General features: G+C 54.9%; 13 protein-coding genes and 4 tRNA genes. 5 read left to right on the plus strand and 12 right to left on the minus strand.

Annotated elements, in window-relative coordinates:
• The first annotated feature begins 53 nt into the window (after nucleotides 1-53).
• Nucleotides 54-455 (plus strand): MerR family transcriptional regulator, encoded by a 402-nt coding sequence (locus ACOYNV_RS22270; protein WP_422902006.1) that lies wholly within the window; start codon nucleotides 54-56, stop codon nucleotides 453-455.
• Nucleotides 456-465: 10 nt separating this feature from the next.
• Entirely contained in the window at nucleotides 466-2,679 is a 2,214-nt protein-coding gene (locus tag ACOYNV_RS22275; RefSeq protein WP_422902018.1) for a VIT and vWA domain-containing protein, read from the plus strand.
• 335 nt (nucleotides 2,680-3,014) lie between these two features.
• Here the strand turns inward: ACOYNV_RS22275 and ACOYNV_RS22280 are convergent, their stop codons facing one another.
• The 9 genes from ACOYNV_RS22280 to ACOYNV_RS22320 all read right to left on the minus strand — a co-directional run bounded on the left by ACOYNV_RS22280 (nucleotide 3,015) and on the right by ACOYNV_RS22320 (nucleotide 7,803).
• Nucleotides 3,015-4,418, minus strand: a complete 1,404-nt coding sequence (locus tag ACOYNV_RS22280) for a hypothetical protein (protein ID WP_422902007.1) — start codon at nucleotides 4,416-4,418, stop codon at nucleotides 3,015-3,017.
• 95 nt (nucleotides 4,419-4,513) lie between these two features.
• Nucleotides 4,514-4,897, minus strand: a complete 384-nt coding sequence (locus ACOYNV_RS22285) for a hypothetical protein (RefSeq protein ID WP_422902008.1) — start codon at nucleotides 4,895-4,897, stop codon at nucleotides 4,514-4,516.
• A gap of 1 nt (nucleotide 4,898) precedes the next feature.
• Entirely contained in the window at nucleotides 4,899-5,117 is a 219-nt protein-coding gene (locus ACOYNV_RS22290; RefSeq protein WP_422902009.1) for a hypothetical protein, read from the minus strand.
• A 184-nt stretch (nucleotides 5,118-5,301) separates the two neighbouring features.
• Complete coding sequence (locus tag ACOYNV_RS22295) at nucleotides 5,302-6,498, minus strand: RtcB family protein (protein WP_422902010.1); 1,197 nt, start codon at nucleotides 6,496-6,498, stop codon at nucleotides 5,302-5,304.
• Between the two features lie 59 nt (nucleotides 6,499-6,557).
• Complete coding sequence (locus ACOYNV_RS22300; RefSeq protein WP_422902011.1) at nucleotides 6,558-7,118, minus strand: HNH endonuclease; 561 nt, start codon at nucleotides 7,116-7,118, stop codon at nucleotides 6,558-6,560.
• A 250-nt stretch (nucleotides 7,119-7,368) separates the two neighbouring features.
• A tRNA-Cys gene (locus tag ACOYNV_RS22305) sits at nucleotides 7,369-7,454 on the minus strand.
• Nucleotides 7,455-7,546: 92 nt separating this feature from the next.
• Nucleotides 7,547-7,620: transfer RNA gene (locus ACOYNV_RS22310), tRNA-Trp, on the minus strand.
• Between the two features lie 10 nt (nucleotides 7,621-7,630).
• A tRNA-Ser gene (locus tag ACOYNV_RS22315) sits at nucleotides 7,631-7,723 on the minus strand.
• 5 nt (nucleotides 7,724-7,728) lie between these two features.
• Nucleotides 7,729-7,803 (minus strand) — tRNA-Arg (locus tag ACOYNV_RS22320).
• A 965-nt stretch (nucleotides 7,804-8,768) separates the two neighbouring features.
• Here ACOYNV_RS22320 and ACOYNV_RS22325 point away from each other — a divergent pair.
• From ACOYNV_RS22325 to ACOYNV_RS22335, 3 genes are all read left to right on the plus strand, one after another.
• Nucleotides 8,769-8,987 (plus strand): hypothetical protein, encoded by a 219-nt coding sequence (locus ACOYNV_RS22325; RefSeq protein ID WP_422902012.1) that lies wholly within the window; start codon nucleotides 8,769-8,771, stop codon nucleotides 8,985-8,987.
• A 118-nt stretch (nucleotides 8,988-9,105) separates the two neighbouring features.
• Complete coding sequence (locus ACOYNV_RS22330) at nucleotides 9,106-9,402, plus strand: helix-turn-helix domain-containing protein (RefSeq protein ID WP_422902013.1); 297 nt, start codon at nucleotides 9,106-9,108, stop codon at nucleotides 9,400-9,402.
• 34 nt (nucleotides 9,403-9,436) lie between these two features.
• Nucleotides 9,437-9,700 (plus strand): hypothetical protein, encoded by a 264-nt coding sequence (locus tag ACOYNV_RS22335; protein ID WP_422902014.1) that lies wholly within the window; start codon nucleotides 9,437-9,439, stop codon nucleotides 9,698-9,700.
• 177 nt (nucleotides 9,701-9,877) lie between these two features.
• Here ACOYNV_RS22335 and infA read toward each other — a convergent pair whose 3' ends face one another.
• From infA to ACOYNV_RS22350, 3 genes are all read right to left on the minus strand, one after another.
• Nucleotides 9,878-10,132: a translation initiation factor IF-1 gene (gene infA, locus ACOYNV_RS22340; protein ID WP_422902015.1), complete on the minus strand. Its 255-nt coding sequence runs from the start codon at nucleotides 10,130-10,132 to the stop codon at nucleotides 9,878-9,880.
• A gap of 91 nt (nucleotides 10,133-10,223) precedes the next feature.
• A complete protein-coding gene (locus ACOYNV_RS22345) occupies nucleotides 10,224-10,427 on the minus strand; it encodes a cold-shock protein (protein WP_422902016.1) in 204 nt (67 codons plus the stop codon).
• Nucleotides 10,428-10,645: 218 nt separating this feature from the next.
• On the minus strand, nucleotides 10,646-11,443 hold a 798-nt coding region (locus tag ACOYNV_RS22350), incomplete at its 5' end, for a hypothetical protein (RefSeq protein ID WP_422902017.1).

Raw genomic sequence — 11,443 nt, forward strand, 5'->3', positions numbered from 1 at the left:
ACTAATTTCCTATAAATACTGAATAAATACGGACTGGATCAGGAAGTCTGAACTTGGTCGAACTACCCTCGCGTACCGTTCGCTACTATATCCAGTTGGGTCTGGTTGACCGGCCCGATGGGCAGAACCGCGGCGCCCGCTACACCACGCGACATGTGGAGCAGTTGCTGACGATAAAAAAATGGCAAACGGCAGGTCTTTCACTGGATCGAATCCGGGAACTGCTCCATGACGATGAAACTGCCCTGCCCCCTCCCCGCCCCAAGGCGCCGGGGACGATTGAAGTATGGAGTCGCTTGCTGGTCGCCCCTGGCATAGAACTCCACATCGAAGCGGGCGAATCGGATTTATCCCCGGAACAACTCCGCATCCTGTTCAGGAAGGTGATGAGCCTCTATCAGGAAACAAAACAAGCAACTCCCCCTTCTATCGAAAAAGGAAACGGCAATGAATAACTTTGGCTTGATGGCGATTGAATCTGGGGAGTCGATTGCCCTGCGGGGTGTTGAGGTGTCCGCCCGTATTGCCGGCCTCCTTGCGGAAACAACGCTGACTCAAAAATTCCGCAATGACAGTAAAGACAATCTGGAACTGGCTTATACCTTTCCGCTGCCAGTCGGAGGCGCGCTCCTCTCATTTGCCGTGCAAGTCGGCGAACGCAAGTATCACGGCATCGTGATAGCACGCAAGGCAGCCGAAGTCGCCTACGAAGAAGCCATTTCCGAGGGGAACTCCGCTTTCCGTTTGCAGGAAATAAAGAAAGGGATTTACAGCGCAACGCTCGGAAATGTCATGGCCGGCGAGGCGATTGAAATCACGCTGACCTATGCGGAGGCTTTGGACTGGAATGGCCGGAGCATTCGTTATCGTCTACCGACGACACTGGCTCCCCGTTATGGCGAACCCGCCGGTATGCAACCCTGGCAACGTCCGACCACCCGCATGGACGCTGAATATCCCTTGAGTTTGGTAATCAAGGTGGAAGGTCCCTTGGCAAAATCCTCCATTGCTTGTCCAAGTCACCGGGTGAGTTATAAACCCCAGGCCGACTCGATCACGATTACGCTGGCCGCCGGGGCGTCGATGGACCGGGATTTCATTCTGGAAATCGAGAATGAGACAGTGCAATCGCTGGGCGTGAGCGCATCCGCTCGTGAGACGCACGTGGCGATGCTGACGCTGTTGCCGCCGGCCGTTGAACCGGACCACAGCAACGCGAGAGATATTGTCATCGTTCTTGACTGTTCCGGCTCCATGATGGGTGACAGCATGTCGCTCGCCAAAGAAGGGGTTCAGTTGGGACTCGGCAGCCTGACCCCGAAGGAGCGTTTCGCGGTAATGGGCTTCGGCACGCGCTTCGAGCATTTCGACAAAGAACTTCAGCCAGCCAATCGGAAGAATATCGACATGGCTCGCAGGTTTGTGACAACACTCGGCAATCTGGGAGGCACCGAATTGAGTCATGCGCTTGAACTGGCGCTGGCTTACTCCGACGGTCATCCCATGGATATCCTGTTGCTCACCGACGGTGAAGCCTGGGCCGTCGACAACGCGACCAGGAAGGCCAAGGAAAAAGGAATTCGCATCTTCACCGTCGGCATTGGTTCGGCGGTGGCGGAGGATACAGTACGCGCATTGGCGGATCAGACGGACGGCAGTTGTGAATTGGTATCCCCCAACGAAGACATGTCGGCCCGCATCTTCAGGCACTTTAATCGCATGCGCCAGCCAGAAATGCGTCGGCTGGAAATTCAGTGGCCGAGTGAGCCACTTTGGGAAAGTCGGCCGGAAAAAGGTTGTTTTGCTGGAGACGCTTACACGGTGGTTGCGGCCTTCGCTGACCCATTTACGGACCCGGTGCAAATTGGTTTTGAATCTGCCGGCAGAACGGCGGTGGCAATGAGCGTTCTGGTTGCTCCGGCGGCAGAGCTTTCGGACACGATCGTGCGAATCGCGGCCAGGCAGCATCTCGGATGCCTCCAGGCATCGGTACAGCAGGATTGGGCTGTTCGCTACCAACTCATCACAGAGCAGACCGATTACCTCATCACGGTCGAGCGGGCCGCCGACGAAAAGGCAATCGCTCTACCGGAACTTCAAGTGGTGCCGCAGATGCTGCCTGCGGGTTGGGGTGGAACGAGCACGGTTATCCAATGCGCCTCACCCTACGTTGCCAGTTGTGTAAGCCGTTTATCCTCCATCGATTATTCACAATGTGACGTCCCGGCGGTTGTTCGAAAGAGCCGAAACGTCAGCATGGAATCGCTTCAGGCGTCCTACGCTCCGCATCCGTACATGCAATTCCTGCGCAAATTGAGCACTCAGACCAATCGAAAGCTCTTTGGCTCGCTTCCCAATAGCAAGAAGGCAATCACACGGATGGGGCTGCCAAAGGAATTGGGTACTCTGTTCGATGAACTCGTCCACGAGGGACACGGAGAAAAGGAAGTTTTACTTGCGCTTTACCAGGCACTGACCGAACACGATGGAATGGAGCTATTGGGAGAAGCATTTGTTGAGAAAGCCAAGGCGGCGATAGGAAACCACACGCCCCAAAGGCCGTTGGTTGCCCGTTTCGGTGAGTTGCTGAACGAACTTTGGGCTGCCAATGGTCAATTTCCCCCTGCAGCCGTTGATCGGTATGATATTCCAGCTTTTCTGAGGAAACACGCCGACTGAAGATGGCAGGCTATCAATCCCCATCCCGAAATTCCTTAACAAGTCAAACGAGCCTGGAGGATTGCTTTGCTCGTTGCCGATTTGCCCTGTGCGGAATCGGCAACGAGCGATACAGGATTGATGGGCTGGTCGCCTGGATTCGTCCGAAACCGATACTCGTTGTCGCCAAAGTCAACCTGTTCGAGAATTGACGACGCCTAGTTGAAACATTCTTCTTGCCAAGGAGGGCGAGGATACAAATCATTGAATTTAAAAATACGTAACTCACGTTTGGCACTGACGAATTCACGCACGCCCACGTAGCGGCATGAATCTCGATTCGGTAATCAAAGCGCTCACAACCTTGGTTGATTTACCCGCCGCTTACCTACCGCACCCAAGTAAGGCAGACCATTCTCAAGGATGTCAGAGCGCATCTCATGCGATAGAGAAAGACAGGCTACAGTTTCAAATACGTGTGTTTCCTTCGATCTGCGAAAAGCTTCCGCACTATCGAAATCGGGAAACTCGTCGGCAATAAGCTGCCGCGAATCCAGATTCATGACACGCCAGTTTCCTGAACCGGTAAGCCTCCTTACACCGAAGCACCGGCTCAAGGTTGCGAACTGGGCTTCACCTAATGTTGCGCCCCAGGACTTGGCCAGTTTTTCCACCGCAGACGGAACGATCTGATCATAGAATACTTTCAGGCCGTGGGCATTCGCCCAATGAAAGCGTTCGGCATGCACCTGCCCTGGTAACCAGGCTATTCCCGCCAACCCTTTGTGCGCGGCAAGCAGCAACATCATCCGAAGCGCAGCATCCAGCCAATGATTCTGATAGGGATTGAATGGTGGCTGGTCGATATCGTCCAATTCAGAGAGACCGATGGTTTCATCCGCGATCGGATGTCGCCTCGCCTGCGCCTGAATAGCTTCTCGAAGCACTTGATTCCAGTCACTCTGGATTTCCTCCATCACCAGCAAACGAAAGCCTTGGGGTGTCGGACGCTCGGTCGTTCGTACATGAGCGACAATATTTCTGATGGCGAAATGATGCCCCCAATAGTCCACGGGGAGATTGGGCGCTGTAATCAGCCATTCGGTGTAATGGTCTCCACTGGGCAAGGCGAAGCGCGTAAAGCGGTTGAGGCTTTTGACCGGGCCGACGAATCCCGGCTCCATGCGTGCAACCAATTCCCGCCCGTAGGCCATTGCCTCCGAGGCGCTGGAGAATTGTTTTCCGACCGTGAATGATGGCAGATGCTTTCGGCCGCTGGGAACCGAGAACGACCAGTATTTGTGTCGTCCGAAAATCCCGGTGTCGACTTCGACATGCAGCCAGATGGACAGTCCGAAGCTCCGATCCCGGTAATGCAGGAAGCGAACCTCGCGTCGTCCGCGCCGAATGATTTCGGGTGGAAATTCAGCCGGACGCTCCACCTTCACGTAACGGACGATCGGAGCGAACGCGTCGGTGATTCTTCGTTGTAGAACCAGTTCGCAGGGAGGGGCCCCGGCCATTGGCGCGAGCAACTCATTGATATGAACCTTGAGCGCCGGGTGTGATTCCAGACGGGTGATGATCCCCGACCATTCAATCTCGGCGCCACTGACCCCCTTCTGTTGCAAATTACGCAGGATGCCAAGCCATTGTTGCGGGCTACACTGGGTTTGTCCGCTGGCGGCAAGTTGTCGATGAAGCGCCGACTCCAACTTGATTGGCAAAACGTCATACTGAGCAAGTGCTGTTTTACCCATCGGAAAGGCTTTCAGTATCGTCGGAAAATATTCAGTCAATCCTTTCACAACAGCGGTATATCGGTGTAGCCAGGAATCCTGAGACAAAAAAATGGCTAAAGCGAATAGTTGTTACCGGCGCCCACCCTGGCGAAAAACTCCGCGGCGTCTTTTTTATACTTTCGATACCCATCCGCGCCGCCATACATCGCACGCACTTCATCAAGATTCCCATTGACTACCGCCAGTAGTTTGCTGTGACGGGGCGGGGTTGCATCCAGGGCGAAAATCAGCAGTTCCTTGAGCAGCATCCATCGGTGGTAATCGCCGCACTCAGGGCATGGGAGCAATGCGTCACCGGGCGTCATCCCCACCGCATCAAGATGAATTAGCAAACGGTCAAGGTCTGCCAGAAGCGGGCAAAGCGTAATGCCTGGTGTTTCTACCCCGTGCCAGTGGTTTCTAACCGCAATTGCCATATTGCTATCAATCGATCGCATGTCAATTTTCCTTCAGCCGGTATTTCCCCGTTATCCCGTCAACCTCCACTTGATCGGATATGTCCAATTCCGATCTGGGGATGGTCGGCGCACGCCGCAGCATCGAAATCTTTTCGACCATCCCACGCTTGAGCGCGTCGGCTGCGTCACCTGTAATCCAGAGTCCCTGATCTGGCACTTGGGCGGGGTCAAGGTTTAGTTCGTGTTTTCTGCCTTTCATTTCTGTTTCTCCAAGAATACGGCGGCCACTCTGGCTTAGAGAGAGGGGGGTCGGTTTTTTTCTTCTCCAAAGCAGGCATTGAAACAACCCGGAAAACTCTGGATCCAGGCGCCTTTGCACCCCTGGATCCTGAGTACGCCTCTTCTGTGCAGTGCAAGGCTATGGAGGACGTACTTCAAAACAATTACCCTTTCACACAGACTACCTGCTTCAGCGTGTGCAGAATGTCGGTCAGGTCGTTCTGGTTGGCCATCACTTGGTCAATGTCCTTGTAAGCGCCCGGAATTTCATCAACCACGCCCTTGTCCTTGCGGCAGATCACGCCTTCGGTCTGCTGCACCAGGTCGGCCTCCGTGAATTGCTTTTCGGCCGCCGTCCGGCTCATCCTGCGCCCTGCGCCGTGTGCGCTGGAATTGAAGCTTTCCGGATTGCCCTTGCCGCGCACGATGAAGCTCCTTGCACCCATGCTGCCGGGAATGATCCCGAGATCGCCTTCGCGTGCCCGAATCGCACCCTTGCGGGTGACCCAGACATTGGCGCCATAATGATGCTCCTGGGCCACGTAGTTGTGATGACAATTAACGACCTCGCTGGTGACCTCGAAGGCAGGAAGATGGCGAGCCAGGGCCGCCAGCACCAGATCGACCATGCACTGGCGATTCTTGAAGGCATATTCCTGCGCCCAAGTGACCGCCTCGACATAATCATCGAAGTGTTCGCAGCCTTCAGGGAAATAGGCAAGATTCTGATCTGGCAGATGGATCATCCACTGCTCCATATCCCGCTTGGCCAACTTGATGAAGTAATCCGCCATCGCATTGCCGATGCCCCGGCTTCCCGAATGCAGCATGATCCAGACTTGGTTCGATTCGTCGAGGCAGACCTCGATGAAATGGTTACCCCCGCCGAGCGTGCCCATCTGATTGACCCACTTCGAGAACTTGCCAAAGGCTTTCAGCAATTGCGGATGCTTGGCGGTCATGTCATCCAGCCTTGCCTCGAACGGGTGTGCCGCATTGATCAGCACACGCTCGTCGCGATGCTGCGCCCGACCGACCGGAACATCGCGGCTGATCTGGTCGAAGACCTTCTTGAGTGACTTTTCCTCGATATCATTGGCCGTGATCGACAACCGGCAGGCCACCATGCCGCAGCCAATATCGACCCCGACGGCGGCCGGAATGATGGCTTTGTGCGTCGCGATCACAGAACCGATGGTCGCACCGATGCCAAGATGCACGTCCGGCATCGCGGCGACGTGATGATGGATGAAAGGCAGGCTGGCGATATTGCTCAGTTGCTCTCTCGACTTCTCATCAACATCGTCAGTCCAGATTTTGACTGGAACGCGTTGCGAGGTCATGACTTCCTTGATCGGCATTTTTCATTGCTCCTGGGTCCGACTTCAAATCATTCCATGCAATAAGCTCATGGGATGAGCTAGTTAAAAATTCGGCTGTGCCGCGGCAACCTGGCCTTCAGAAAATCCATCTGATCCGCCTGAATACCTCGCGCCGAAAGAATGAAGTGCTCCCACAGGCACGGCGCATACGGCACGAACAGCAACTGCATGCCTCGCGTCTGCTCTGGCCGGCGACCTCCCTTGCGCTGGTTGCAGTATTTGCAGGCGGTGACAACATTCGTCCAGCGATCCGTTCCCCCTTGAACGCGCGGTATCACGTGGTCGCAACTGAGATCCCTTGGTGCGAATTCATCCCCGCAATAGGCGCAGGTGTGACGGTCGCGACGGAATAACAGCGTATTGGTGAGCGGCAGTTCTACACGTAGCCAGGCATCCGGTTTGCGCCCGGCCAACGCCACGATGGGGCGCAATTCGATGGTCGAACGTATCCCGGCACAGTTCCATCCGCCACGAAACACCATGGCTTCATCACCCCACTGCCAGGCGATACCGCCCGTCGCAGCGGCCGTGATCGCCTGTTGCGTGGTGAGCCATTGCGCCGGATTGCCGGCGACATCGAGTCCAAGTATTTGCACCATAGTTATCACCCTGCTGCGCTCCTTTCAGGCGCCAAGTCATGGAATTCGGAGGCGGTTGTTGCTTTGGTTCAGGACATGACGAGTTGCCGCACACCGAGTCGTAGGGGGCCACTCGAATGAAAATGAGTGCTGAGCTATGCCGGAAAATTCGTGTGGGGTGATCGTCCGGTTACGATCCGGAACCTGCTGGTTCACAGCCAGCAATGCAGAGCCACTACACCACGACCACCACAGAAAACTTTGTCGAATTTGGATGTGCAGGGCGGATTCGAACCGCCGTGGGCTATTGCCTTCAGTTTTGCAGACTGACGCCTTCAACCGCTCGGCCACTGCACAATGATTCTGGTGTCTCCCCGCCGAATCGAACGGCATCCTCCTGTACTTCAGACAGGCGCGCAGACCACTTACGCCAGAGAGACAACGCCTATTGGCACCCCGCGAGAGAATCGAACTCCCACCAAGAGATTTGGAGGCTCTTGTGCTGCCACTACACCAGCGGGGCACTTGCTTTTTGGCGGAAGGTCGGGGATTCGAACCCCGGTGTCCGGTTTTCGCCGGACTCCCGCTTAGCAGGCGGGCGCCTTGGACCTCTCGGCCAACCTTCCGAAACTGGCCTCGCCTGAAGGAATCGAACCTCCATTTTGACGTTCGTAGCGTCGCGTCCTCTCCGTTGAACGAAGGCGAGAATGTGGCAGAGATACAGGTGTTTGAATTGACCAAGGTGCCTGGTGTTCGCACCAACGACCTCTTCGCCCCAAGCGCGGCGCACTACCCACTGCGCCACACCCTGACTGGAAGCGGGTGCGGGAGTCGAACCCGCTATCACCGGCTTATGAGACCGGGATGATTGTCCGTTTCACTCCCCCGCACTACTGTTTTCGCTGTTGAGATAACGCCTCGAGGTTTCGAGGAATTGGCGAATGATGTCTGCTTGCATGGTGCTCTCCTTAGTAGCGTGCTGGATCAATATTCCGAGCATCAACCGAAACACCTGAGAACCAGATGCTTGGGTTGAGGCTCAGAGGAAGAATGGCTTGTCGTCCTCGAACCATTGATTGATTTCAACAATTCGATTCGCTCGGCACGACGTTGTGTTTTGAAGGGCTTTTGATGGGGCCCCGCTTTTCTGAACCTGGAAAGTGCCACGAGCGGGTTACGTGGCTTGATTTTTAGCTTCATGATTCAATCTCCTGATGGTCAATGAATGGGTAGAGTGCCGCTGTTCTCCATCCCAGAAGGGATGGACAGGCCAGCGGCGCGCCTGTGGGGCTGTCGATAACGGCGACCGGATGTGTGAGGACATCCTGTTTCCGTGATTGACAGTTCAACCGCATCCGAATTGTTTAAGAGCAACCGCATCGCTACCGGGACGGACCTTCCGAATGGGAAGGATTTCATGATCAAAAACACAAAGCCCGGACTCCTTACGGAGATCCGGGCTTCAGCATTTTCTGCTGCCAGGGACGAATGGCCTACGCCATTTGTTGTCCCTCCCGGATGATTCCTGTTCCAAAATTCCATGAATGACTATTGCTTGGATAACCACAATTCGCACCACTAAACGAGCACTCGGAATCGATCGAAATCGCTGCCTCGAATCGCTTAAAGCTCTGGCGCGTAGCGAGGGCTGCACATGACGGCAAGCCGGCCATGGCCGGATTCCGTTCTGTAGCGATTGAGGTGATGAGGTTTACGTTCATGATGTTTTCTGGTTGCGAGAGAGGTGTCTCAGTTGCCAACAGCGCCACCGGCCTCATGGGTATGAACCCCGTGGGCTGCCAGCTGCGCTATCTCGCTGTTATTCCTTTTGTCGTTTTGCCAATGTCGGCAGGTTATCGAATGAGAATGGATTATGCTAACCAATTCTGAAAGAGTCAATCATTTTATGAAACTAATTTTGTTTTAGTGTTGTTTTTGATACACTCACGAAATCAGCAATCCTGCTGATCCGTTTATCGGACCCTGTCGTTTTGTGAGGATCGACACCATGTCCCGCTTTTCCCCCGCTACGTGTGGCCCAGCCACGCTGGCATTTCGTATACGTATCGTCATGGCCGAGCGCGGTATCCGCTCTGTTGCCGCACTGCAGCGCATGCTGAAATCCATCGGCGTTGAAATCTCTGTTCCCCAACTAATCCGCATTGTCGATGGCCAATCCAGCCACGTATCTACCGCCGTGCTGGGCGGCCTGATCGCTGTGCTTCAGTGCGGCATTGAGGATTTGATAGCGGTCACTCAAAAAGGAACCGCCAATTTCATTGGCGTGCCAGAACCGGCCTACTGATCCGATTAGCCAGTCTTTGCCTGGCCACTGAGGTATGGCGTTAACCCGGCGGTTGTTGCTGTTCGCTAAATCGATTAGAAATTCGCGCTTCGACCAGGGCTCGTATGTCAGCTTCGCTGATTTCCAGTTCGATCAACTGGGCCGCAGCATTCTTGATGCGCCGCTCCGCTTTTTCCTTCGCGCTCCGGATTTTGCTGCCCTATCCCGCACCGAGATAGTCCGATCTGGAAATTGTCCTTGCCAGCGCAAGCAGGCCGACGAGGCCAGGATTAGAGAGGTTCTGGATCCGTTGCGCTGAAGGGTTAGTCCACTGGCAGGGAATCGTCATCGGACCGATCAGCAAATGCCCTTCAGCATAGGATACGGTTATCGGGTCTTGTGCGGGAGGGATACCTGCCAATGTCCGCAGAATCTCCGGTGAAAAAATTGCACGTCCATGCCAATCATCCACGGCATGCCTATACCGAAGCCAGGCTTAACGTCGCTGAGTAGCGCCAAAGGCGGGACGCCCCTCGATATGCCTGAACGTAATGCGACCTTTGCTGAGGTCATAGGGAGAAAGTTCCAGGGAAACCTTGTCCCCGGCGAGAATGCGAATGTGGTTCTTGCGCATTTTGCCAGCGGTATAAGCAACCAGCTTGTGTCCGTTGTCCATCGTTACCAGAAAACGTGAGTCGGGTAGGGCCTCGGCCACCACGCCTTGCATTTCAATAAGTTCTTCTTTGGCCATGTTCTATCTTTTGAGAAGTTGGAAAAACTAGCCCGGCACTTGCCGGGCTAGTTGCAATCGTCGGGGCATGGAAAACCATGCCGTTGAGTCTTCAGGCCGGGTGAATGTTGCTGGCCTGGAGGCCCTTCTGCCCAGTGGTGACGTCGAAAGTGACGAGTTGGCCTTCTTTCAAGGTTTTAAAGCCATTTCCTTGAATCGCGGAAAAATGGGCGAAGAGGTCTTCACCCCCTTGATCCGGTGTAATAAAGCCAAAGCCCTTGGCGTCGTTGAACCACTTAACTGTACCTGCTGCCATATCTTGAATCTCCAAAAGTAAACGGGGTCGAGCCCCAGGGTGGGGCGACTATCAAGACGGCGAGGTAAAAATGGGGGAATTGGGCCGCAGAACTGCGGATGCTAAACCAACAAACAACAACACTATGCTCGAAATCGCTGCACATAATATGCACTGTATTCAAGGATATAGCAAATTATTTCAATGCATCGGCTGTCTGTTCCGCCTATTTCGCACCGTTACTCGCCTGGCCCGGTGATGTATTGGGCGATGAATGCGTCGCACGCTGGGGTGCCCAGCGTCAGCTTGAAGCCCGAGGCGGCGCTATGCCCCCCTCCGCCATAGCGCCGCGCCATCTCGGCCACATCGACGGTGCCTTTTCTGGCGCGCAGACTCACTTTCAGCCGCCCGTTCTCGATGCGCCAAAGCAGGGAGAACGTCCCGTTGGCCCGATAAAGCGGTTCGCCAACCTTGCTGGTAAATAAGGAGTGGGCATTGAGCTTCGACCCCAACACCCCACAGAAGTTAACCGGTTCTGCGTCTTCCGCCATCATGGCGGCCAGGTTGTCGTACTTGGCGTTCATATGCCGGCCGATGATGAGGATGTCCCTCAACGCGTCGTCGCTGACATGGGCCAAGTCATCCCACACCTTGAAATCAAAGGGCCTGGTGTCCAGGTAAGCCAGGAAATCGTTTGACTCGGGCAGATTCCAGTTCCACAGGTCGCGGTCTTCAACATAGGCCAGGAGTTTCGGAAGCGGCTTGCCGGGGTGAAAATACTCCCACGCAAGACGTGCCCCGCTCTTGGTCATATCGAAAATGGCACCGGGAAAACCGTCCAGGTCTTCTTGCGCCGTCTTGTGGTGGTCCAGAACGACCAGGGAATTGGCCGTTTGCCGCATTGCTTCGAGCCGAGGCCGCGGATAACTGAAATCCAGTACGTAGACTTCGCGCCCTTGCACGTTCGGTTCCGAGGAACTGCCATAAGTAATCACGCAAAACTGATATGGAACTTTGTGCCAAAGCTTGCCAGAAGG

It is taken from the genome of Propionivibrio sp. (assembly GCF_049316945.1).
Lineage (GTDB): Bacteria > Pseudomonadota > Gammaproteobacteria > Burkholderiales > Rhodocyclaceae > Propionivibrio.

Bases quoted from the DNA above. Each gene is read 5' to 3' on its own strand.
- ACOYNV_RS22275 (WP_422902018.1), top strand. From the start codon at position 466: ATGGCGATTGAATCTGGGGAGTCGATTGCCCTGCGGGGTGTTGAGGTG.
- ACOYNV_RS22280 (WP_422902007.1), bottom strand. From the start codon at position 4,418: ATGGGTAAAACAGCACTTGCTCAGTATGACGTTTTGCCAATCAAGTTG.
- ACOYNV_RS22285 (WP_422902008.1), bottom strand. From the start codon at position 4,897: ATGCGATCGATTGATAGCAATATGGCAATTGCGGTTAGAAACCACTGG.
- ACOYNV_RS22290 (WP_422902009.1), bottom strand. From the start codon at position 5,117: ATGAAAGGCAGAAAACACGAACTAAACCTTGACCCCGCCCAAGTGCCA.
- ACOYNV_RS22295 (WP_422902010.1), bottom strand. From the start codon at position 6,498: ATGCCGATCAAGGAAGTCATGACCTCGCAACGCGTTCCAGTCAAAATC.
- ACOYNV_RS22300 (WP_422902011.1), bottom strand. From the start codon at position 7,118: ATGGTGCAAATACTTGGACTCGATGTCGCCGGCAATCCGGCGCAATGG.
- ACOYNV_RS22325 (WP_422902012.1), top strand. From the start codon at position 8,769: ATGGCCGGATTCCGTTCTGTAGCGATTGAGGTGATGAGGTTTACGTTC.
- ACOYNV_RS22330 (WP_422902013.1), top strand. From the start codon at position 9,106: ATGTCCCGCTTTTCCCCCGCTACGTGTGGCCCAGCCACGCTGGCATTT.
- ACOYNV_RS22335 (WP_422902014.1), top strand. From the start codon at position 9,437: ATGGCGTTAACCCGGCGGTTGTTGCTGTTCGCTAAATCGATTAGAAAT.
- infA (WP_422902015.1), bottom strand. From the start codon at position 10,132: ATGGCCAAAGAAGAACTTATTGAAATGCAAGGCGTGGTGGCCGAGGCC.
- ACOYNV_RS22345 (WP_422902016.1), bottom strand. From the start codon at position 10,427: ATGGCAGCAGGTACAGTTAAGTGGTTCAACGACGCCAAGGGCTTTGGC.